Genomic DNA, 22,970 nt, shown 5'->3' on the forward strand with positions numbered 1-22,970 from the left:
ATCTAGTGGGTGAACGAAGTGGTTTCCGCACGAACGGGATCGCCGCCGGCCCCGAGCGGGGTGCTCGCGGAGTCCTGGTGAGCGACCCCGCGGAAACCGCGGAGTCGAAGGCTGTTGCCGACGACGAACACCGAGCTGAACGCCATGGCCGCCCCAGCGATCATGGGGTTGAGCAGTCCCGCCGCGGCCAGCGGCAACGCGGCCACGTTGTACCCGAACGCCCAGAACAGATTGCCCTTGATGGTCCGAAGCGTGCGCCTGGACAGTCGGATCGCGTCCACCGCGGCGCGCGGATCGCCACGCACCAGCGTGAGATCGCTGGCCTCGATCGCCACGTCGGTACCCGTTCCCATCGCCAGCCCCAGGTCGGCACGTGCGAGCGCCGCGGCGTCGTTGACCCCGTCACCGACCATGGCGACCACGCCGCCTCGGTCCTGGATACGCCCGACGACGTCGACCTTGTCCTCGGGCATCACCTCGGACCGGACCTGCTCGATACCGACGCGGGCGGCGATGGAGCGGGCTACCGCGTCGTTGTCACCGGTCAACAGCACGGGGGTGAGCCCCAGTTCGCGCATTCCTCGCACGGCCTGCGCGCTGCTGGGTTTGACGGTGTCGGCGACGACCAGCACGGCGCGGGCCTCACCGTCGCGGGCCACCACCACCGCGGTCGAGCCGTCCCGTTCGGCGGCCCGCTTGGCTTCGGCGAGTGGCCCGGGCAGCGTAATGCCCCGCTGCTCGATCAGCTGGGCGCGCCCCACGAGGACGGTGTGGCCGTCGACGGCTCCGTGTACGCCGAGTCCCTCGATGTTGCCGAATTCCTCGATCGCGGGCAGCGGACCCACCCGCTCGGCGGCGCCGCGAGCGATGGCCCGGGCGATCGGGTGCTCCGAGCCGTTCTCCAACGCTCCGGCCAAGGCCAACACCTCGGAGTCCGAACCGTCCTCGGTGGTGTGGACCGAGAGCAGCTCCATGTCGCCAGTGGTGATCGTTCCGGTCTTGTCCAGCACGACGGTGTCCACGCGGCGAGTGGACTCCAGCACCTCGGGGCCCTTGATCAGTATTCCCAGCTGAGCGCCTCTGCCGGTACCGACCAGAAGTGCCGTGGGGGTGGCCAGCCCCAGGGCACAGGGGCAGGCGATGATCAGCACGGCCACGGCGGCGGTGAACGCGGTGGTGACTCCGCCACCGGCGAACAGCCAGTACAGCAGCGTACCGAGCGCGAGGACGATCACGATCGGCACGAACACCGCCGAGACCCGATCGGCGAGACGCTGTACCCGCGCCTTGCCCGCCTGCGCGTCCTCGACCAGCTTGGCCATCCGGGCCAGCTGGGTGTCGGAACCGATCCGCGTGGCTCGCACGACCATCCGGCCGCCCGCGTTGACCGTGGCACCGATCACGGTGTCACCGGGCTCGACCTCGACGGGCACGGATTCGCCGGTGAGCATGCTCGCGTCCACGGCCGAGCTGCCCTCGGTCACCACTCCGTCGGTGGCGATCTTCTCACCGGGACGTACCACGAACAGGTCATCGACGCGCAGCTGTTCGACCGGAACGAGCGACTCCCGGCCGTCGCGCAGCACCGCGACCTCTTTGGCGCCGAGCCGCAGCAGCGCACGTAGCGCCGCTCCGGATCGACGCTTGGAGCGGGCCTCGAAGTACCTGCCCGCCAGGATGAAGGTGGTCACGCCGGCGGCTACTTCGAGGTAGATCGAGCTCCCACCGTCGACGTGTCGCACCGAGAAATCGAAGGAGTGGGTCATGCCGGGAACCCCGGCGCCACCGAACAGCAGGGCGTACAGCGACCAACCGAAGGCCGCCGAGGTACCCAGCGATATCAGGGTGTCCATCGTGACGGCGCCGTGGCGCAGGTTCGTCCAGGTGGCGCGGTGGAACGGCAGCGCCCCCCACACCAGAACCGGCGCGGCCAGGGTCAACGAGATCCACTGCCAGTAGGTGAACTGCAGCACGGGCACCATGGCCATGGCGATGACGGGGGCCGAGAGCAGCGCCGAGACGATCAACCGCTGCCGGAGCAGCAGCTCGTCGCTCCCCGCGCTCTCGGCGGTCTCCGTGGCTTCACCCGCCGTTTCGTCGCGGCTTTCGGGGCTGTAGGAGCCGGCGGGGGTGGCACTGTAGCCCGCCGCCTCGATGGTGCCGACGAGCCGCTCGGTACCGGTATCAGGGGGATGAGTAACCCTGACCTTCTCGGTGGCGTAGTTGACGGTGGCACTCACCCCGTCGAGCTTGTTGAGCTTGCGCTCGATCCGAGAGGCGCAGGAGGCGCAGGTCATTCCGCCGACCGACAGTTCGGTGTCGATCGCCTGCTCCGATGGGAGCGTGTCCTGTCGGCCGGTGGTCATCGCTGGTTCCCCTCTCGACACGACCGGGAGCTTTCCGCGGCACCGCGACGGAGGTCGCCGGCGGCGACTCGTGACTGGCCGCGTTCGATATCGTGTTCCGAATCCAGCTATATACCCTACGGGGGTACCGTGTCAACGAGTCGAGCGCCGAACTCCCACAGCCGGACTACCGACGACGAGCACCGGTCACAGGACTCGCCCCGGAACGGACACGCACCCGCGCCCGCGGGACAGAGCGCCGAGAAGGGGCCGGCTCAGGAGCGCACGAGACGAGCGATGGCGTCGCTGGCCTCCTGGATCTTGGCCTCGGCGTCCTCACCGCCCTCGGAGACGGCCTCGGCCACGCAGTGCTTGAGGTGCTCGTCCAGCAGCCCCAGCGACACCGCCTGCAGCCCCTTGGTAACCGCCGAGACCTGGGTCAGTACGTCGATGCAGTACTCATCGTTCTCGACCATGCGCGCCAGACCGCGCACCTGGCCCTCGACACGCCGCAGCCGCTTGAGGTACTCCTCTTTGTCCTGGGCATACCCGCGCATTCGACCTCCCTCACCGACACGGACAAACCAATCCCAGCATACCCCCTACCCGTAACCCCACCCGTGAGAACCAGGCCCCACCGGACGGGCCACGAACCCCCGGGGGGGTATGTAGGACTCATCCCAGCAGTCGAGCGGCAGCCTGTTTGGCCGCGGCGACCGGATCACGGACCCGTCCGGTGCCCGAAGTGACCAGCACTCCTTCCCACAGCAGGAAGAGCTGCTCGGCGAGCAGCGACGGATCGGCCGACCCCGAAGCGGCGACCAGTTCGGTCAGCCATTCGCGCAACCGCGCCTTGTCCCCCTCGATCACCGCCTGCGCGGGATGCGTCGGATCGGCGAGTTCGGCCTCGGCGTTGCCGAACGCACATCCACGGGGACACTCCCGTTCGAGCCAGCTCGCCAAGATGTCGAAAGCCGCCAGCACCCGGCCCGCGGACGTGCCGCCGATCCGTCGCAGCTCGCTGTCGAAGAACGCGCTCCAGCGCTGTTCACGACGTTCGAGGTAGGCGGCCACCAGCTCGTCCTTGGAGCTGAAGTGGTTGTACAGGCTCATCTTGGCGACCCCGGCACGCTCGATGACCGTGTCGATGCCGACGGCACGGATGCCGTGCCGGTAGAACAGTTCGGAGGCCGCCTCGAGCAGTCGCTCCCGCGCGGAACCACGCGGCCGCGATCCTCGTGTCGCCGTGCCGGTACTCATCAGCAGCTCTTCCCTTCGCCCGGTCGCGGAATCGACGGTACTCGCGGCACCGCGAGTCGCGGACGATACCGGAGCGATCCCGCGTTCCTCGAAGCTCGGGCGCGCACGATTGTTCGATACCAGCCCGGGGAAGCGACTACGCTGGACATCGGGATGACCGCGCAGTGGGCACACCTCGCACCCCACTGTCGGCAACACCCCGCCGAAGGGCGGTGAACGGTGATGACGGGAACGATTCCGCTGGGCCGGGTGGCCGGGATTCGCCTGCAGCTGCACTGGAGCGTGGCGGGCATCATCGGACTGATCGTCTTCATGCTGGGTGCCTACTGGCTGCCCACCACGCTTCCCGGACACGCCACGGTTTTCTACTGGCTCGCGAGCACCGCGGCCGCGCTGTTGCTGATCGTCTCGGTGCTGCTGCACGAACTGGCTCACGCGCTCGTGGCCGTACGACACGGTCTGAGCGTGGACCGGGTCACGCTGTGGCTGCTCGGCGGGATCGCCCGGCTGCGCGGCGAGGCCCCCACCCCCAGGGCGGAGTTGTTCATCTCCGGCGTCGGACCGCTGGTGAGCGGCGCGGTGGCGGGGGCGTTCGCGCTAGCGACATGGGTGCTGGTCACTCTGCAGGCCGGCCAGCTGGCGATCATCGTTGCTGCCTATCTGGGGATGTTGAACCTCGCGATCATGGTGTTCAACCTGCTTCCGGCCGCTCCGCTGGACGGCGGTCGAATTCTGCGCGCGGTGATCTGGGCCCGTACCGGACAGCGCTTCAAAGCCGCCCTGTGGGCGACCCGCACGGGTGCTGGTCTGGGGTTCCTGCTCATCGCGGGCGGCTTCGTGAGTGTGGTCACGCGGGGCATCGAGGGAATCTGGGCGATGCTGGTCGGCCTTTTCGTGCTACAGGCCGCCGCCGCCGAACGCCAGCAGGCAAGGCTGGGCATGGCGTTGGGCGATGCCCGGATAGATGAGTTCGTCACGACCGGCGCGACCCCGCGGTGGTCGGACCTGTCGGTCAGTGACGTGCTGAACGCCCCGCTCGGCCACGACGGCTCGGTATTCGCGGTGGTGGATCGCGACGGCACGCTGCGCGGAGTGCTCAGCCCCCGTCGACTGCACGAGGTGCCGATCACCGAGCGAAACCGGAACACGCTGCGCGAGCTGGCCGATCCGCTCTCCGAGTTCACCACCGCGAGTCGCGGTGAACCGGTGACCAGCGTGCTCGCCCGTTACGACGACCCCCGGCGCTCGATCCTGGTGCTGGATCAGGGACGAGCGGAGGGGATCGTGCCAGCGACGGACCTCAACCGGCTCCTCGCCGAACGAATGCCGGGTGCCGCCGCGCACCGAGCGGGAATCGCGCCGGATGGTGCCGGTGGTCGGGGTGGCACGGAACCGAATCCACCATCGGACTGGTGGTACCCGGGACAACGCCGGGGGCAGTGAAGCCACCTCTGGAGGAGCGTTCCCGTGAGCGGTCTCCCCGGTCGGAGTCCGCCACCCCGGCTCACCGAAGTGGCGGACTCCTACTGGTTCTCACCGCCTGGGATCCGCACGGTCTCGCCACGTTCCACCGCGGCGACGCCCGGCACGGCGCGGGCAGCGTCGAAGTGCTCACGCTCCAGAACGCCGGTGATCACCCCCACGAGCTCGAGCACCCGGTCCACGCGCATCCCGACCCGACGCAGTCGCCGCGCCACGGTGTCGATGTGGTCGAGCCACTCGTCGTGCACGGTGACCACCACTTCGTCGGTCATGGTCTCCGTCCGCGCCTCACGAGGGTGCCTTGGCGATTCCCGCTCCGACGTCGACGCCGGGCAGTTCGAGCCGCTGGGCACCACGGATCAGCGTGGACCACAGCGCCTCCCCTGCCGCGTCGGTACGCTGCGCCCACAGCGCGGCGATGCCCGAGACGTGCGGGGTGGCCATGCTCGTACCGGAGATCGTGCGGTACCGCCGGTCCATGGGCCAGGTGGAATACACGTCGACTCCCGGTGCCGCGATGTCGATCTGCCCGCCGTCGACCGGGTTGCTGCGCGCCGAGAAGTCGGCTATGCCGAGCCGGGAGTCCAACGCGGCTACCGCCATGATCGAGGGACTGTTGGCCGGGACACCCACGAAACCGGGGTTCCCGGAATCGCGGTCGGCGTTGTTGCCCGCGGCTGCCACGATCAGCGAACCGCGATTGAGCGCCCGCTGCCCCACGGTCTCGTAACGCCGTGAGACGGCACGGATGTCGGCACCGAGCGACATGGAGATCACCCGGCAGTCGTTGCCGATCGCCCAGTTGATCGCGGCGAGGATGTTGGTGTCGGTACCGGATCCACCGTCACCGAGCACCTTGCCCACCAGGATCTCGGCTCGGGTCGCCACTCCGTAACGACGGCTGCCGGGTGGTTCCGGCGGGTTCTCCGGGCCGCAGGACGTGCCCACGCAATGCGTGCCGTGACCGTTGCCGTCCTGGGCTGCTTCGCCGCTCACGAAGGAACGTGCCGAGATCTCGCGGTCGGCGAAGTCCGGATGACTCGAGTCCAGCCCCGTATCCAGCACGGCCACCCGGATTCCCTGGCCGGTCGCGGCGGAGTCGAGCACTCCGGTGGCCTGCAGCCCCCAGGTCGCCTCGGAGGTGTCGTGGAATTCGACCGGGGCGGCCCGAACGGTGGACCAGCCGGTGTCAGTGGTCGGTGTCCGAGCCGTGGACGGTTCTGCTTGTGTGTCCTCCGGCCCGCTCAGGGCGTACATGTACTGTTCGGGCTCGATGGCCGTCACGCGGGGGTCCTCGGCAGCGGCGGCCATGATCGAGGCCGCCCTGTCCGGATCGGCCGTCACCGTGCCGATACCGAGGTCGGCGAAGACGGTGGCATCGGCCGAGGCGGCCTGATCCACGTTCAGCGCACGCCATTCGTAGTCGGAGGTGCTGGCCACGTTGACCGCGCCACCCACCGAACGCAGCGTTTCGACCTGATCGGTCTCACGGGCGAATGTATCGTCGCTGAACACCAGGACGTATCGTCCGGTCGGTGATACCAGTTGTGCGGAAGCGTCCCCGGTAAGACGATCGTCACCGGTGGACGGAACGGAATTGGTCATAGCGGTTTCCTCCAGACTGTGAGAGAGCGGCACGGTGCCGAGAGCTCACAACCGGTCACGCGCCCCATCACGTCGTCCGGCTCAACAACCTCGGAACCGAAACAACGAATCCGAAAACGTCTGTGTAGCGGCCGCATCGGTCTGACACCATACCCGTGAACCACTCTTGCATTCATGATAGCCGGTTACGTGTTCTCTCCCAACCACCGACATCCATACGTGTCATCCGACCGAAAAGGTTCAGCTCGAACCCGACTTTCGAGTAGAGGAGACCCGAACACCGCACGTAAATTAATATTTTTCATTTAGTTGTGCTGCCCAGGGGCGAGACCATGAACAGGAGGAACGAGCGCTACCCAGCGGGCCGCCACCGGACGCCACGAGCAACCGTTCGCCCCACCAGGAGCGGAATCGTTCACATCGTTGGGGTCGGCTCGATCCAGCTCAGTCCGGCATCCAGGATCCGGTCCACCGCCGAATCGAGCTCGAAACGTTTCGGACCGAGGTACAGCCGTACGTGTTTCGAGACCGAATCACTTCCATAATGTTCGGGAACCATACTTCCCTCGCCGAACAGAACACCAGCATCGTGAAGGCATCTCCCCCGATATATCGCAGCCGGATCGGAAAAACACAAAAATCGTTCGGGAACACGGAGGCGGACATAAGAAGTACAGCACCCCGGAAAACCGGCGTGCTCCGGATATCCGAGTTCACTTACCAACCTTCGGGCGACGTGCGTACGTTTGGCGGTATAGTCGCATCGTAAGCCTTCGAGATACGAAACCGAGGCCGGATCGGCCATCCATCCGGCTATTGCCGCCTGCAAAGGCACGGCAGCGCCGTATGCGTGATGGTGCACCTGTCGAACCAGGCCGCGTAATGTTTCGGGATGGGCCGTCAACGCACCTATCCCCCAGCCGTTGCAGTGGAACTGTTTGCCCAGGGTTCGGACGGCCAGCCAGGGAAACCGACTGCCCACCTCACTACGGGCCGATTCCGCTAGCAGAATCCCGACGGTGTTGGTGGGTACAGTATCCGGATCGTAGACGGCATAGAACGCGTCGTCTATCAGCAGAGCGACCCGGTTCCGCAGCGCGGCTCTGATCAACTGTCGAACGGCCTCGTCCCCCCAGTCCGCTCCGGTAGGATTGTGCTGCGGATTGAGAACCAGCAACAGCTGGGCTCGTGGACAGCTCTTCCTGCTGACGTCCAGGAGCCGCACCACCGAATCGACGTCGGGGCGATATGCGTCCGCTTCCGACACATCATAGGGCAACACGCGGAAACCGAGCGGCTCGAAAACCCCGGAGTAGTCCCAGCCGGGGTTGGGCAGTAACGCGATCTTGTCTCCTTCACGCTCACCAGCGGTGGCACACAACAGCCTGCCGAAGTCGAACATCGCGTCCCGGGTTCCGTTCGAGCTCACCGCGACCTCGTAATCGGTTCGAACATCCGGCTCCGGGAGGAGATCGTGCGTGGTAACGATGTACCGCCGTAGGACATCCCGCAGTGCGGGAAAACCGTACGGGGAGAGCGTGTAGCCGTGCGCGTACTCGGGTACCGCACCCGACAGCGCCTCACGAAGCCCTGTGGGCGGTCCGGTCCAACTCTCCCCCAGACTTAGATAGATCAACTCTTCCGGATTTCCGCCGCTTCGCCGGTACCGCTCGATGAGCTCGGCGTCGGGGAGTCGATCCGGCAGGTGTTCGGAGCCGAACACTTCCGAGGGGTTCCGCAAGGAAATCACTCCTGTGACGTCTCTGTTCCGCTTAGTGGGTGCCGAGGAGTTACGTCGACTACGACGAAGGACCGGACAGCAGAGCGCTGCAGCGTCGAGCCAGGTCCAGCAGTTGGCGGTCGTGACCGGCAGGAACGTCAAGCTGGAGACCGACAGGCAGGCCCCGCACCGTTTTTCCGACCGGGATGCTGACCGAAGGCCAGCCGACGAGGCTGGCCAGATTGGTGTTGCGCACGTAGGTGGAAAAGGTGGGAACACCACGACCGTTGAGCGACACCTCGCGGCAGGTGTTCGTACCAGGTGGACCGAGAACAGTGGTAGGAACCAGGTAAGCCACCGCGCCATGCCTGTCGAGGGTGTGCCGAGCCAGCTGATCGAGCTCCGGAAGAAGACTGTCCAGAGCCCGTCGATACTCGGAGTCCCCTATGGGCTCCTCCAACAGGAGCGGGTACAACAACTCGCGCACCTCGGGATCTGCCACCGACGCCAACAACCGCTCCAGTCCCACCGGGTATTTCATCCCGGCCAGATAGTTCCGGAAGTTGACGGGGGTTTCGGCGAGCGATATCGGGAAACTCGTTTTGTCGATCAACTCCGGAACCTCCGGGGGATGGTCGGAGTCGATCAGAACCAGTCCCGCTCTCCGCAGTCTCTCCAATCCACGACGAAAAACGGTCATCAGCTCCGCGTCGAGGTCGACATTTCCCGGGAACGAGGGGACGACGAATCGTGTACCGGGTTTTCCCCAGTCCGTGGACCCCGATGCTTCGGTCTCAACGGCGAGCACACTGTCGAGCAAACACAGATCGGCTACATCACGTGCCAGGATGCCGACCGTGTCACGGGTGTGCGATATCCGGAGGACTCCGTCCACAGGGTATCTCCCCGTACTGGGCCGGAAACCGATGATGCCACAGTGCGCGGCGGGAATGCGCACCGATCCACCGGTATCGGTTCCCAAACCGGCCGGAGCGAGCGAAGCAGCGACGGCCGCCGCACTGCCGCTGCTGCTACCGCCGGCAAGCCTGCCCGCGGCGACCGGGTTAGGGACCGGCCCGAAACAGTGATTGTCCCCTGTGATCCCGTAGGCCAGTTCGTGCATGTTCGTCCTGCCCAGCAGGATGGCTCCGGCGTCACGCAGTCGTGACCACGCCCCGGCGTCGAAGTGGGCGAGATTGTTCCGCAATGCCGGTGTTCCTGCCGTGGTGTTCCACCCGGAGGCGTCGATGTTGTCCTTGACCGCGATCGGTACACCGTGCAGCGGACGTGTGGTATCAGGACCTGCCGAGTCCGCCACCCGTGCCTGTTCCAACACGCGCGACGGATCACAAGCGACGAAAGCGTTCAGCCAGCGATATTCGGCACAGCGGGCGAGAAGCGCGCGAGCATATGTCTCGGCAGTGATACGTCCACTGGTCAGCTCACGAACCGCTCGCGTCAACGACCAATCAGCGGGTGAGACGCTCATGCCGATTCTCCGTGTACCGAGGGCTCGACAAGCAGGTCGGGATGATGATGGGCGATGTAGGGACGCAGCTTGCACAGCACCTCGCCGAAAGCACTCGTTAAATCGGAAACGGCCTCGTTCGACGTAGGCGTACTGAGACAAATGATGCCATGTCTTCCCAAGAGGAATCCCTTGTTGAGCAGCTCCAGATGCATCAAACCTCGCAGTGTAGCCCTGTTCGCACGTCTGGCCGCCGTGTCTGCCGCGTTGTCCAGTCTTCCCGAGCCGAAGTGGAAATAGCTGATGGAACCGAAACCAACCGCGTCACCCGCGATCCCTTCCCGAGCAGCCATCCGGTCAAGGCCTGCGCGAAGTGCGGATCCGAGTTCGTTGAGACGCTCGATCTCGTCCGAACCGAAATTGTCCAGGGCAGCGATTCCTGAAGCCAGCGAAAGACTGTTACCCCCGAAAGCGCTGGCGTGAAAGACCGGTTCACTTTCCGACAGTGGGTCGAAAATCTTCATCACGTCCGAACGTCCTCCGAAAACACCGATGGGAAGCCCGCCTCCGACGATCTTACTGAAAGTGGTCAGGTCGGGTCGTACATCGTGCTTCAGCTGCCAGGGGCCTACCCGGAAAGTGGCACATTCGTCGAAAATGATCAGGGAACCTATACCATCGGTAAGGTCACGAAGAGTGCGCATGAAATCCAGTTCCGCTGGAATGCCACCACCGACGCCGAGCACCGGCTCAACTATCACGGCCGCTACCCGTTCCGCGTAATCACCCAGAACTCGTCGAGCTGTCGCGGTGTCATTGTAAGGAATGGACAGAACCGAATTCAGCACACTCTCGGGAACCCCGGGACTCACCTGCACCGGATCCAGCGCTCGATCATACTGCTCGAACTCCCCGCCGGCAACGACGAAGGCACTGATCTGACTCCAGTCGTGGGTACCGTGATAGCCGCCGTGTATCTTGATCACCAGATCACGACCGGTAAAGGCACGAGCCGTTCGTATCGCCCACATGGTCGCCTCGGTACCGGAGTTGCAGTAACGCAATTTTTCCAGTGAGGGGACTCGCTCACGCATCCGGCGTGCGTGCTCGATTTGAACCAACGTGGGTCCACCCGGCGCGGTTCCCTTCTCGATCTGCTCGTGGACCGCTTCGATCAGAGCAGGGTGGTTGTGGCCGTGCACCAGAGCACCGTAGTTGGCCAGAAAGTCCGTGTACCAGTTCCCGTCCAGATCTCGTACAGTGTTTTCCTGCCCCTTGTCGAAATACACCGGATAAGGCCAGTAGCTCGTCATCGTGCGCGTATCACCGCCCGGCATGTGGTCCTGCGCCTTCAGGAAGGCGGACCGTGATGCCGATGTCCTGTCCTCGTACTCGTCGACTATCTTCTGCGCGATTCTCTCGGAAGTGACCAAGACAGCTCCTCACAATCACATGAAAGGAAATTTCGAATTGAAAATCAAACGGAAAACGAACACTTCGGAGCAATGAAAACCGAGCCGAAAAAGATTCAGACCAGAGTGCGAGCCTGCCAGAGTTCGGGAAAAATCCGATGATTCGCCGAGCTCCGAAGCCAGTGAGCCCCTGTCGTCCCACCTGTGCCGGTTTTGCAACCTATGATTCGTTCCACCGTCAGCATGTGCTGACAACACCAGCGCCCGTACGCCTCGGCAACATCCATGAGGGACTCCGCGAGTCGAAACAGTTGGTCGGAGCGATCTCGTTGCCGGTACACGCTCGTCCACGCACCGAGCACTTTTTCCGAGACGGAAGAATCGTGTGGCACATCCTGGTAATTCTGTTTCTCGACAGCCGACCCGGTCCGATCGAGCAACAGCTCCACAGCAACATCGTAAACGCTGCTCTCACGCAACGCGCGCCGGACGTTTTCTTCCGCACCCGCTATACCGCTGTGGCGTTCAGCCATTTCTTCCGACTTTTTCCCGAGCATAAACTCCATCATTCGGAACATGTAGGAGTCGATCCCCGATGCCTCTCCGAGTTGGTCACGGAACTCGGCGAAATCAGCTGGGGAAAGAGTGTCGACCACATTCCAAGTACTGCTCAGCGTGTCAAACTCCTGCTTGATTCTTCCCAAATGGACGATGGCGTCCTCCACCCGGTTTTCGACAATACGAGCCCGAACGGACCGAGCTTCCTTATAAATCAATTTGAACAGCATTTCCTTTACCTGGCCGATCACGTAGAACGTCATCTCGGCGGGTGCCCGAGTGTTGGGGAACTGGAGCGACAAGAGTGTGTCTATACTCTGGTAATCAATGTAAGGACTCTTGGAAAAATCCCCTCGAGCGGTATGATAAAGCTCCACGAACCTTGGATCAATATTACGTTCCCCGTGTTCGGTGTAATAGTGCCCGAACCTCCGCTCGTACTCGGCGAACAACCTAGGATTGTCGTGCAGAAAAAGAATATCGTGAAAAGCCATACGACGTATCACGAAAAGCGGCTCCGGAGCCTGCGAAACCTGAAAATTCGAGTTTCTCGCCGAGGAGTCAGGGCAGTCCGGATAAAACTGTCCGATCATCAATCCTTTTCGCACCGCGATATCCTTCACCGCACCCTGGGCATCATCCAGCAGGAAATGCTGGTTTTCCGGAAGTCCCCGTATGACGACAACGAGCGCTCCTATACTCTCCTTACCCGCAGGCCAGTCGATCTTCTGGAATTCTTCGACGTTCTCCTCCATAAGTGCGGCAAGCTCGGACAGGCCGTCACGATCGGCCACCTCCGCCACACGAAAATCGAGCGTTTCCGCATTTCGAGCGGGTCCCGCAAACGGGCAAACGGCGCCCGAACGATCCATACTCTCACTCGAACTCTCCAAATGCTCCCGGAACCACTCCACTACTTCCGGAAACTCTTGCGAAATAATTTTCTCAGAAAACAAGAAAACCCTCCAAAACATGAGCGGATGCACTGAATCAAAAGGACGAATCGAACCAGCTTTCCACCTCCGCGTCTATACCGAAAAAGTCATAAATAAACCCGGAAAGCTCTTCCGTGCTAATTAATTTTTCCACGGATGGCTGGTCGGGTCGCACGGTGAACCAAGTGGTGCCGTGCAGGATATCGTGACGTTCGGGAAGAAAACGTTGCACGAACAGGTTGCGCCGGAAAACCGACGAAGGATGAGTGGTGAGGTAATGATTACCGACTTCGTAGTCCACGGTGTACTGAGGTATCATCGTAAAAGTGTAGCGATCCAACCATCCGGCCGGGCTGTACTGCCGTAACCTCCAGAGATCGGTATCGATTTCCGTGCTGTCGCGCCGAAGGAAGAATTCCCAGCCGCACTGCTCGGAAGAACCGTTCTCCACCAGCTCGACGGGTTCCAACGGACCACCGCCGAACCCCACGTCGCAGAGCCACGGATTCGGACTGTCAATGGTTGTGACCATGAGAACGGCGTGCGTGTTGGGACGCGGTGCGGCGCGCGAGTCATCCAACGTATCCCGCTGACGTTTACGCAGGCCGAGCAACCGCAGCGCGTCAGCTGTCACTCGCGCGTGCAGCCCGGTTACGCCGAAACCGAATCGCTCCAACACGGCCGCGAAAAGCACGACGTGCTCGTAGCAGTAACCGCCCCGGAGACGATTCACGAGTTTCTCCTGCACATCCGGCAATTCCAGGCTCACCGGCCTTCGGCGGACGATGTCGATCGTCTCGAAGGGGATGGAAGTGACATGCGAGCGGTGCAGCGCCAACAAAGCCGTTGTTGTGGCGGCTCGTCCGCCCGTATATCCGATACGAGTCAGATACCGCTCGAGATCGACTTCGTCGCTCTTCCACAAGCATTGGGCCCCTGAGTTCACCTACATCACCCCTGTTCAGATTCACCACAACCGATCGAAAACCGGCTTAAAACGACAACATTCCTCTCACGCACGACCGCTACACCAAAATATTTATTCACTCGATCATCGATTCCCTCGGTGCCACCGTTCACCGCTCTCTGCGCAAACCGTAGAGAGATCTACTGACGCACCGCTGACTCACCGCTGATGCACCGCTGACAAGTCGCTTACCGAACGAAGATGACATCGAAAGGAAATGCCGATCACTACCGCTCGGGCGTTCGAGAGCGTTTACTGAGCACTGTAGCACCGGCTCGACGAACAAGGGCTTCGGACAATCATGTCAAAATCGCCAAACGGACAGACACGTCGAACAGAGCCGGAAGCTACGGGTGCCGAGCCGCCGGAAGCTCAGCAGGAATTCTCCACCGTACGTATCGGAAAAATATTCATAACATTGCCTGTAGGGCCAGCGGGAGAGCGTGAGACGATTTCGTTCACCGTGCTCCCCGACTCACTCTCCGGAGGGATCGTGGTGCTCACCCAGCCCCGCGAACCAGCCCGCGTAGGGCGTGTCGCCGACCGCGTACCCGGTGAGATCGGGAGCTCCGTCTGTCCACCACACCGGACCGCGCTCTCCCAGGGCACGCTTCGCCGCATCGACCTCGGTCCGCGCCTCTTCCCGGGCGGCGGCGTCCTCCCGGCGCATCGCGGCCCGCTTCTTCCTGCGGGCGGCCATCAGTTCCCGCACGAGTTCGTCCCGACGGTCCGGATCGAGATCCGGATTCGTGCGGCGCCACAACCTGCCACGTGCCACGAAGTAACGCCCGTCCGGTGTCACGGGGTGACGCATGGCGTCATGCTATCGGCGACTTCGAGGATCGCACCGCACGAACAACCGATCGGTTCGTTCGGCAGCGGAGCCACGACACCTACTGCTGGATGCCACCGCTCGCACGAGCAGTTTATTTCGATCAATACTGAAACTTCAAACGCACTATTGCTGAAGGACGGCATCTCTCGATCCGGTACCGATCCGACACTGCCGTTCGAGGAGGGGCGAGAACGGAAACCGCCAAGGGGCGACACGCCGAATCCGTCGAGCTCGGACAGTGGCGTGCGCGGCGTCACAACCGTGCGGCATAACATGACCGAGCGACATCCGTGATCTTCGTTTCCGGAAGGGGACTCCACGCAGTGACGGCCACCGCGATCACTCGTATCGGTAAGCACAGCTCCGCCTACCTGCAGCTGCCGGGCGGCTGGTTCCACAACAACGCGGGCTGGATCACCGGGGAGCACCGGACCCTGCTCGTCGACACCTGCGCCACCGAGAGCCGCAGCCGGGCCCTGTTGGAAGCGGCGCGAGGTCCCGAGCCGGAGACGGGGTTGACCGCCGTGCTCACCCACGCTCACGGCGACCACTCGCACGGAGCACGTCAGGTGGTCGAACACGGCGGCTCGGTCCACGCGGCGAACTCAGCGGTCGAGGAGATCCACGACGGGCCGCACACCTACCCGGAACTGTTCGAGTACGCCGACTGGGGCTCGATCGACCCGCCGGATCACATCACTCCGGTAACCGGGCGAACCACCGTCGATCTCGGCGGTACCCACGCCGAGATCCACCCGGTGCCCACGAGGGCGCACACCGACGGGGACCTGGTGATCCACCACCCCGACGACGGTGTGCTGTTCACCGGCGATCTGCTGTTCCACGGCGTCACTCCCCTGGCGCTGCACGGCAGCATCGGGGGCTGGATCGAGGCACTGGACTGGTTGGAGACCTTCGAGGCGGACACCCTGGTCCCCGGACACGGCCCGGTGATCACCCGCGACGACTCCGTGCTCGCGCAGCAGCGCGAGTACCTGCGATGGCTGCTCGACAACACCACCGAGGCGCTGCCCGAGTTCGCCAGGCTGGAAGACCTGGCGCGGCGGGGTTGGCCCGAGTGGCACGACGCGGAACGCCATTCGGTCAACCTGCGCGTGGCGCACGCCGAGAACCGTCGTCACACCCCGGACATCGCCGACGCGATCGCCGCGATGCTCGGTGCGGCGGGAAGCCGGATCCCGCTGGAGCTGTGAGGGCCTCGCACCGTGGCGCGCGTGGCACGGATGCGCGCACGATGGCGGTATGACCGTATCGCGGCTGCGCTCCCGGCTGGGAGCGAGCGTATTCGAACACGTGGCGGGCTCGGAGGGACCGGAACGTAGGGAGCGCATCCACTCCACCACGGGACCGCGCTGGTTCGACGAGGAACGGCCGATCCGGCGGGTGCACGCGGATGCCTCGATGTTCGTCGGCGGGTTGCGGGCACTGCTGCTGCAGTCGCTGCACCCGCTGGCGATGGCCGGGGTCAACGCGCACTCCGGTTACCGGGGTGATCCGTGGGGACGGCTGCAACGAACCAGCTACTTCCTGGCGGTGACCACGTTCGGCACCGCCGACGACGCCGAGCAGACCGTCCGCCGGATCCGTGCGGTGCACGAGCACGTAGCGGGAACCGCGCCCGACGGACGCGGTTACGCGGCCACCGACCCGCGGCTGCTGCGCTGGGTGCACATCGCCGAGATCGACAGTTTCCTGCGGGCGCACCAGCGCTACGGCGAGCGCCCGTTGGACGCTCCCGGTCGGGACGGCTATGTCGCAGACACCGCCCACGTCGCACGTGAGCTCGGCGTGATCGACCCACCGGAGACCGAGGCCGAACTGGACGAGCAGATCCGGCAGTACCGTCCCGAACTGGCGGGAACCCCGGAAGCGCGCTCCACCGCGCGGTTCCTGCTGCTGGAACCACCGCTGCCGTTGGCGGCCCGTGCCCCTTACGCGGGACTGGCGGCGGCGGCCGTGGCACTGCTGCCCCGCTGGGCGCGACTGCCGCTGCGGCTGCCGTACCTGCCGGTGACCGAGGCGACTCTGGTGCGACTGAGCGGGCGGACCGTCACGGCGGGTATCCGCTGGGCGATGACCGCACCCTCCCGGCAAGAGCACCCGTCCCGGCGGGAGCAGCCCGCGGAAGGGTGACGACCTCGCTTCCGCAGCGGCCGGACATTCGCGACGGGCTCGGAGGGAGAACTCACGGCAGCCCGGGACATGCCGCCGCGAATTCTTTACGAGTTCTTGATGCGACCGTAGCGGGCCAGCGCCTCCTGCCGCTCGTGCGAGTGATCGACCGCCGGTGCGGGATAGTCCGGCGCCCGCGCGCCGTCGAGCTTCCACGGACGGTGCACCCTGCTGCCGTCGACACCGCGCAGTTCCGACACGTACCGGCGCACGTACTCCCCTGAGGGGTCGAACTTCTCACCCTGCGTGGTCGGGTTGAAGACGCGGAAGTAGGGCGCGGCGTCGGTGCCGCTGCCCGCCGCCCACTGCCAGCCGTGCTGGTTGGAGGCCAGATCCCCGTCCACCAGGTGCAGCATGAAATGGCGAGCTCCCCACCACCAGGGCAGATGCAGATCCTTGACCAGGAAACTGGCCACGATCATCCGCACGCGGTTGTGCATCCAGCCCTCGTGCAGCAGTTGGCGCATTCCCGCGTCCACGATCGGGAAGCCAGTCCGTCCCGCGCACCAGACGTCGAACAGCACGTTCGCCTCGCTGCCGGTGTCCAGCGGCATCCGGTCGAAGCGGGTGTCGAAGTTGTACCGGGCGCTGGCGGGCCAGTTCCACAGCACGTCGGCGTAGAACTCCCGGAAGGCCAGTTCGTTGCGGTAGCTCCCCGCGCCGTGGTGGTCCAGTCGGGACAGATCGCGCAGCATCGTGCGGGGGTGCACGCACCCCCAACGCAGGTAGGCCGACATTCTGCTGGTCCCGGCGATGTCCGGCCGGTCGCGCTGCTGGTTGTACTCCGCCAGGCCCGATTCGACGAACTCGTGCCAACGGCGCAGTGCGTTCGTCTCGCCCGGTGGTGGCAGCTCGGGGCCCGCGTCCCGCTCGACGTCGGGAACGGGCAGACCGTCGAGTCCGTCGGGGCTCATCCATTCCACGGTGTCCACACCGGTCTCGGCGGGGAGCGGCCAGCCGTGCTCGGACCAGGCACGGCGGAACGGGGTGAATACCTTGTACGGCGTACCGTCGGCCTTGGTGATCCGTCCCGGTGTCACCGCGTAGGGCGAGCCCGTGACCTCCCAGTCGACTCCTCGTTCCCGCAGCGCTTCGCGTACACGCCCGTCACGGCGACTGCCGTAGGGGTTGGTGTCGGCGGAGACGTGCACACTCTCCGCACCGACGCGCCCGGCCAGTTCCGGCAGCACCTCGGCGGGGTCCCCGTGCCTAATCAGCAACCGGTGCCCGAGACGCTCGTCCAGCTCACGCAGACACCCGTACAGGAAGTCGCGCCGACTGGCCCCGGCCGGGCGCAGCAGGTTGTCGTCGAGCACGAACACCGCCAACACGGATTCGGACCGGCGTGCGGCGGTCAGCAGGGCCGCGTGGTCGGACAGTCGCAGGTCACGGCGGAACCACAGAATCGCGGGGGCGGTCACGCCGCACGAGGCTACTGGATCGGTCCGGCGTCCCCGTGGCCGCGGGGACGAGGTTTCGGCAGCACATCCCACCATTCCGACTGGACTCACTCGATCGAATGACAGATGCTCGCCGAGTGGCGCGGCGCGGATGCGGTTACTAGGTTCACCGCGTGGCCTCGGAAGTGATCGTCGTGGGCGCCGGGCTCGCCGGACTGAGCGCCGCCGAGCGGTTGGTCTCGCGTGGTGTAAGGGTTCTGGTGCTGGAGGCGGCCGAGGAGCCCGGCGGACGGGTTCGCACCGACGAGGTGGACGGTTTCCGGTTGGACCGCGGTTTCCAGGTGCTGGCTCCCGCCTACCCCGAGGTGCGGAACCGCGTCGACGTGCCCGCCCTGGAACCGCGGCGGTTCACCAGGGGAATACGACACGTCCGGCGCGACGGCCGCGTCGTGCGGCTGGCCGATCCACGCACGGATCCGGCCGGTATCGGTGAGCTCGTGCGCGGTGGACTGCCGATTCCGGACGCGGCCGCGCTCGGCCTTTTCACCGCCCGCGACGCGCTGCTGCCGGGCAGGCACCTCACCTCGGCACCGGACCGTTCCACCCGCGTGGACCTGGCACGCCGAGGTCTGTCGACGCGAACGGTCGAGGAGCTGTTCCGGCCGTTCCTCTCCGGGGTATTCCTGGAGGACCGGCTGTCCACCTCCTCGCGGTTCTTCCACCACGTGTGGCGCTGCTTCGCCCGTGCCGCGCCGGTGCTGCCCCGTACCGGGATGGCCGCGCTGCCGCGGCAGCTCGCCGCGCGGCTGTCACCGGCGAGCATCAGGTACGAACAGCCGGTCGCCGAGGTCTCACCTGGGCGGATACGACTGCGCGACGGCGCGACGATGCGGGGGCGGGCCGTGGTGGTGGCCACCGACGCGAGCACCGCCGGTGAACTGCTCCCGGGACTGCGGGTTCCCGCGTGGAACGCCGTGACGACCTTCTACCACCGTGCCCGGCACAGCCCGGTACGCGGTGGCACGATCGTCACCGACGCACGACGGGCGGTGCTCAACACCACGGTGCTCAGCGACGTGGCACCGTCCTACTCGCCCGACGGGAGCAGTCTGATCAGCACCTCGGTTCTCGGAGCACTCCCCGATCCGCACGCGGTGGAACCGGAGGTCCGGGAACACCTGGCCCGACTGTTCGGCAGCGGCACCCGGGAGTGGCAGTGGCTGGCGACGTATCCGATTCCACGCGCGCTTCCCGCCATGCCCGCGCCACATCCGTTCCGGCGAAAGGTACGGCTGCGCGACGGGCTGTACGTGTGCGGCGATCACCGCGACACCAGCTCGATCCAGGGTGCGCTCGTCTCGGGGCGACGCGCCGCCGAAGCGGTGTTGGCCGATCTGGACCGCGGCGAGCATCCCTGACTGGGGTTGTGCGGTCCGATTCGGAGCACCAGTGCCGAACCACCACCGGTGGGATCGGCACCCCGTAGTGTCGACTTCCCACGAAATCGCCGAGCGGGTGGGGTGGTACGCGGTCGGCACCGTCTGGGTGGGCGTCAATTTCTCGCGAAATTTCCCCCGCCCCGCGCCATACGTCGAGAAGCGACCATGCGAGTCGCAGCGCGCGTGTGCCCGGTGCGTGAGTCGGATGCATTGCAAGGCCGGGCCGCCTCGCCGCGTAGATCGCTACTCAAGAGCGGCCCAACACCGCAAGGCGCCGACTCACGTGACGGCTACGCAACCACCACACCAGAGCGACCAGCCCAGCAACGCAGCGAGAGCCGTGCGGGAGGTTCCGCCAAGGGAGACCGCAGAGCGGGCACCACCGGAAAGTTCAGCTACAACAGCACGGTGTAAACCATCCCTACCGCTCCGACCAGTACGGCCAGCAGCGCGACGCCCGCGGGCAGCGCACCGTCCGCCAGCGGTTGCCGATGCTGCGGCAGGGCGCTGTCGGCACGGTAGCGGCGCACCGCCAACACTCCCACCAGCACCGCGACCGGCAGCAGCGCCAGCACGCAGCCGAGCGCGACCAGCGGCCTGGTGTGGGCGATGAGCCTGGTCAGCACCAGTGAACCGACCGCGAAGGACAGTCCGGTGCGCAACCAGGCCAACGTGGTGCGTTCGATCTGCAACCCCGGATCGACCGGGGCGCGGGCTCGCTCGTCACCCGTGTGGTGGTCGGGCACGTCAGATCCCCACGATCACGAGCAGTACGGCGATCCCCACTCCCACGGCGGCGAGGCCGTAGCCGAGCACGGCCCCCATCCTGGGCGCGGGCAACGGTCTGCCGGTGCGCAGCGCCCGCTCGGTGGCAGCCCACCTGGTGAACGAGGCGGCGCTGACGAGCACCCCGCCCGCCAACAACAGCAGTGCCAGCCAGGTGACCAGTGGATTCTGGGACGACGAGGTGGCGGCGTTGACCGTCTCGATACCGACGCCGGCGGCCATCAGCGCCATCGCGGTGCGCAGCCACGCCAGAAAGGTCCGTTCGTTGGCGAGTGAGAACCGGGCGTCCGGCTCGTCCCCCTCGCCGTACACCCGGCTCGGCCAGCGCCTGGTTCCGTGGCTGGGCACTGACATGGCGCGTTCACTGCCACCTTTCGGACAATCGGCTCCCGTCACCCACAGCACACCACAGGGTGAGGCTCCGCTGCCCACTCGGGTGCCGCGGGGCGGTTGCGAGGTCGGGCTTTCCGCTGGCGAATCCGCCGTCGGGTAATCACAGCTCGATACCGGTCGGGTGCTGGCGGGCCGCGCGTTCCAGAGCCCGCATCGCGTCGCCCCCTTCCACGACGGCCTCGGACTCGGCGACGGCCCAACCGTAGATCCCGCGTGCCATCGTGGAACCGGCCTCGCGTTCCAGTTCCCGGAAGACCCGCATCCGCTGTCGATGGATCGCCGGGTCGTGGGGCGCAGCGTCACCCGCGAGCTGGGCCAGGTGGGCGGCCAACCGGGGTTGTTCGGCCGCGCCGAGTTCGCGGGCCCGCGTGACGAGCCGTTCGGCTCCACCCGCCAGGGCGGCCAGTTCTGCGGCGAGCTCGGGACGCGGGGCAGGTTTGAGCCGGGACGGATCACCGTCCCACCAGCCGCCGTAGCGCTGCCAGAGAGCGTGGACCACGAATTCCGGTTCGTCGTAGATCGGCCGCAGATACGGTTTCCACAGCAGGTGTTCCGGTGGTGAGACCCGGTGCAGCACCTCGTCGAAGCATGCGCCGGTGTTCATCAGTTCCAGCACCTGGTCGTGCAACGATTCCAGCAGCTCGGCCGTGTCGGTCAGCGCCTGCCTCACCCGCTGGTGCCCCTCGATCGGCACGCCGTGCCCGGGAAGCAGCAACCGGGGTTCGAGCTCGGCCATCCACCGCAGCCCTTGTGCCCACTCGAGAGGGTGACGCTGCGGTTTCTGCGGATTGCCCGCGTTGGGCGAGGCCCAGATGAACAGATCGCCGACGCACAGCACTTCCCGTTCCGGCAACCACGCGACGGTGTGATCGTCGGTCTCGCCGAGCACGTGGTACAGCCGCATGTCGAGCTCACCGACGCGCAGCTCGGTGCTGTCCCGGTAGGTGACGTCGGGATAGCGGTAATCGGTGGGCCAGTTCAGCTCGGGGGCACGGAACTGCCTGCGGTTGACGACGGTGTTGTACCCGGCCGAGCGCCGGTAGCGGTGGAAACGGGCCGTGATCGCTTCGTGTGCGAGCACTGTGGGCGCCGGGTCACCGTTGTCGGCGGCTTCGCGCTCGAAAGGTTCCGTGCCGAAGACGTGGTCGACGTGGCCGTGCGAGTAGATCGCGGTGTGCAGCGGCAGTGACCAGTACCGCCGGACGGCGGCGTGCAGCTCGGAGGCGGTGGTCCGGCTTCCGGTGTCGAACAGCACGATCCCCCGCTCGGTGGGGAACACGTAGACGTTGCCGAAACCGGGCCACATCCAAACACCGTCGGCCATCCGGTGCAGCTCCGCGGCGCGCTGCTCGCCGCCGAGGTGGTGCAGCGTGCTCGCCTCGCCGTTCCAGCAGCGCTCGGCGAATTCGTGAATCGAACTCATCGATCCCTCCCCGTCGTGTGCGCCACAATTTAAAGCACGTGTATTAAACGGGCAAGGTGTTGGCACAATGAATCCGTTCGAACGAGCGAGCGCGGAGAGCCCGGATGAGCAGTCCCACCAGCCAGGGCACCAGAGAACGGTTGATCGTCACCGCCGAGCGACTGTTCGCCGAACGCGGCATCAGCGAGGTCTCGCTGCGCGAGGTCGGCGTGGCCGCCGGGCAGCGCAACACCTCAGCGGCGCAGTACCACTTCGGCGACAAGGAGTCACTGGTCAACGCGATCCTCGACCACCGCATGAGCGGGATCAACGAGCACCGACTGCGGCTGCTGGCCGAGCAGCAGGACGAGGCGCGAACCGAGCTGCGCGACCTGCTGACGGCGTTCATCGTGCCGCTGGCGAGCAGCACCAACGAGACAGGCAGCCACTACGGACGTTTCCTGGCCCAGTACTTCAGCCAGCCCGCATCGCCCACGGGCTGGGACTGGGAGGTGGCCTCCAGCCTGCGCTCGGTGTGGACCGGGATACGGCACTGCCTCGAGGAACTACCGGAGGCGGTACTGGGCCGCCGGATGCGGATGCTGGTGCATCTCGTGCTGCACACCATCGCCGATCACGAGCGCACCGGCTCCCCGACCGATCCGCAGCACCCCGCGCACTGGACGATCGATCTGATCGACGCCGCGCACGGCATGCTCACCGCACCGGTCACTCCCTCGGAGAGTTCGAGGGATCGTTGAGAATCGTCG

20 protein-coding genes are annotated in these 22,970 nt (G+C 65.5%); 5 read left to right on the forward strand and 15 right to left on the reverse strand.

Annotated elements, in window-relative coordinates:
- Positions 1 to 2: 2 nt before the first annotated feature.
- The 3 genes from J2S53_RS05410 to J2S53_RS05420 all read right to left on the reverse strand — a co-directional run bounded on the left by J2S53_RS05410 (position 3) and on the right by J2S53_RS05420 (position 3,605).
- A complete protein-coding gene (locus J2S53_RS05410; protein ID WP_456240039.1) occupies positions 3 to 2,366 on the reverse strand; it encodes a heavy metal translocating P-type ATPase in 2,364 nt (787 codons plus the stop codon).
- A gap of 254 nt (positions 2,367 to 2,620) precedes the next feature.
- Complete coding sequence (locus J2S53_RS05415) at positions 2,621 to 2,902, reverse strand: metal-sensitive transcriptional regulator (protein ID WP_092626884.1); 282 nt, start codon at positions 2,900 to 2,902, stop codon at positions 2,621 to 2,623.
- Between the two features lie 118 nt (positions 2,903 to 3,020).
- Complete coding sequence (locus J2S53_RS05420; protein ID WP_456240040.1) at positions 3,021 to 3,605, reverse strand: TetR/AcrR family transcriptional regulator; 585 nt, start codon at positions 3,603 to 3,605, stop codon at positions 3,021 to 3,023.
- A gap of 222 nt (positions 3,606 to 3,827) precedes the next feature.
- Here J2S53_RS05420 and J2S53_RS05425 point away from each other — a divergent pair, with 222 nt between their 5' ends.
- Positions 3,828 to 5,048, forward strand: coding sequence for a site-2 protease family protein (locus J2S53_RS05425; protein WP_456240041.1), 1,221 nt, complete (start codon positions 3,828 to 3,830; stop codon positions 5,046 to 5,048).
- Positions 5,049 to 5,128: 80 nt separating this feature from the next.
- Here the strand turns inward: J2S53_RS05425 and J2S53_RS05430 are convergent, their stop codons facing one another.
- The 8 genes from J2S53_RS05430 to J2S53_RS05465 all read right to left on the reverse strand — a co-directional run bounded on the left by J2S53_RS05430 (position 5,129) and on the right by J2S53_RS05465 (position 14,566).
- Positions 5,129 to 5,359, reverse strand: coding sequence for a hypothetical protein (locus tag J2S53_RS05430; RefSeq protein ID WP_456240042.1), 231 nt, complete (start codon positions 5,357 to 5,359; stop codon positions 5,129 to 5,131).
- Between the two features lie 16 nt (positions 5,360 to 5,375).
- Positions 5,376 to 6,692 (reverse strand): S8 family serine peptidase, encoded by a 1,317-nt coding sequence (locus tag J2S53_RS05435; RefSeq protein WP_456240043.1) that lies wholly within the window; start codon positions 6,690 to 6,692, stop codon positions 5,376 to 5,378.
- A gap of 415 nt (positions 6,693 to 7,107) precedes the next feature.
- Complete coding sequence (locus J2S53_RS05440; protein WP_456240044.1) at positions 7,108 to 8,433, reverse strand: aminotransferase class I/II-fold pyridoxal phosphate-dependent enzyme; 1,326 nt, start codon at positions 8,431 to 8,433, stop codon at positions 7,108 to 7,110.
- Between the two features lie 58 nt (positions 8,434 to 8,491).
- Complete coding sequence (locus J2S53_RS05445) at positions 8,492 to 9,901, reverse strand: amidase family protein (RefSeq protein ID WP_456240045.1); 1,410 nt, start codon at positions 9,899 to 9,901, stop codon at positions 8,492 to 8,494.
- Positions 9,898 to 11,313, reverse strand: a complete 1,416-nt coding sequence (locus J2S53_RS05450) for an aspartate aminotransferase family protein (RefSeq protein ID WP_456240046.1) — start codon at positions 11,311 to 11,313, stop codon at positions 9,898 to 9,900. Before J2S53_RS05450 ends, J2S53_RS05445 begins: the two co-directional genes overlap by 4 nt.
- Before the next feature lie 95 nt (positions 11,314 to 11,408).
- The gene (locus J2S53_RS05455) at positions 11,409 to 12,806 is read right to left on the reverse strand and encodes a tryptophan 2,3-dioxygenase (protein ID WP_456240047.1); all 1,398 of its coding nucleotides are present in this window, start codon (positions 12,804 to 12,806) and stop codon (positions 11,409 to 11,411) included.
- A 34-nt stretch (positions 12,807 to 12,840) separates the two neighbouring features.
- Positions 12,841 to 13,710 carry an arylamine N-acetyltransferase family protein gene (locus tag J2S53_RS05460; RefSeq protein WP_456240048.1) on the reverse strand — a complete coding sequence of 290 codons (870 nt, stop codon included), beginning with the start codon at positions 13,708 to 13,710 and terminating at the stop codon, positions 12,841 to 12,843.
- Between the two features lie 517 nt (positions 13,711 to 14,227).
- Positions 14,228 to 14,566: a hypothetical protein gene (locus J2S53_RS05465; protein ID WP_456240049.1), complete on the reverse strand. Its 339-nt coding sequence runs from the start codon at positions 14,564 to 14,566 to the stop codon at positions 14,228 to 14,230.
- 344 nt (positions 14,567 to 14,910) lie between these two features.
- Between J2S53_RS05465 and J2S53_RS05470 the strand changes: the two genes are divergently transcribed.
- Positions 14,911 to 15,801: an MBL fold metallo-hydrolase gene (locus tag J2S53_RS05470; protein WP_456240050.1), complete on the forward strand. Its 891-nt coding sequence runs from the start codon at positions 14,911 to 14,913 to the stop codon at positions 15,799 to 15,801.
- A 49-nt stretch (positions 15,802 to 15,850) separates the two neighbouring features.
- On the forward strand, positions 15,851 to 16,741 hold the full coding sequence (locus tag J2S53_RS05475; protein WP_456240051.1) for an oxygenase MpaB family protein: 891 nt from the start codon (positions 15,851 to 15,853) through the stop codon (positions 16,739 to 16,741).
- Between the two features lie 86 nt (positions 16,742 to 16,827).
- Here J2S53_RS05475 and J2S53_RS05480 read toward each other — a convergent pair whose 3' ends face one another.
- A complete protein-coding gene (locus J2S53_RS05480; RefSeq protein WP_456240052.1) occupies positions 16,828 to 18,201 on the reverse strand; it encodes a cryptochrome/photolyase family protein in 1,374 nt (457 codons plus the stop codon).
- A gap of 152 nt (positions 18,202 to 18,353) precedes the next feature.
- On the opposite strand from J2S53_RS05480, the gene J2S53_RS05485 reads away from it, so the two are divergent.
- A complete protein-coding gene (locus J2S53_RS05485; RefSeq protein ID WP_456240053.1) occupies positions 18,354 to 19,598 on the forward strand; it encodes an NAD(P)/FAD-dependent oxidoreductase in 1,245 nt (414 codons plus the stop codon).
- A gap of 416 nt (positions 19,599 to 20,014) precedes the next feature.
- Here J2S53_RS05485 and J2S53_RS05490 read toward each other — a convergent pair whose 3' ends face one another.
- The 3 genes from J2S53_RS05490 to J2S53_RS05500 form a co-directional block, all read right to left on the reverse strand.
- Positions 20,015 to 20,365, reverse strand: a complete 351-nt coding sequence (locus tag J2S53_RS05490; protein ID WP_456240054.1) for a DUF202 domain-containing protein — start codon at positions 20,363 to 20,365, stop codon at positions 20,015 to 20,017.
- A gap of 1 nt (position 20,366) precedes the next feature.
- Positions 20,367 to 20,759, reverse strand: coding sequence for a YidH family protein (locus J2S53_RS05495; protein WP_092973608.1), 393 nt, complete (start codon positions 20,757 to 20,759; stop codon positions 20,367 to 20,369).
- A 139-nt stretch (positions 20,760 to 20,898) separates the two neighbouring features.
- Positions 20,899 to 22,221: an alkyl sulfatase dimerization domain-containing protein gene (locus J2S53_RS05500; protein WP_456240055.1), complete on the reverse strand. Its 1,323-nt coding sequence runs from the start codon at positions 22,219 to 22,221 to the stop codon at positions 20,899 to 20,901.
- 104 nt (positions 22,222 to 22,325) lie between these two features.
- On the opposite strand from J2S53_RS05500, the gene J2S53_RS05505 reads away from it, so the two are divergent.
- A complete protein-coding gene (locus J2S53_RS05505; RefSeq protein WP_456240056.1) occupies positions 22,326 to 22,961 on the forward strand; it encodes a TetR/AcrR family transcriptional regulator in 636 nt (211 codons plus the stop codon).
- Positions 22,962 to 22,970 lie beyond the last annotated feature (9 nt).

The sequence above is a fragment of the Actinopolyspora lacussalsi genome (assembly GCA_030803735.1).
In the GTDB taxonomy this organism is placed as follows: domain Bacteria; phylum Actinomycetota; class Actinomycetes; order Mycobacteriales; family Pseudonocardiaceae; genus Actinopolyspora; species Actinopolyspora lacussalsi.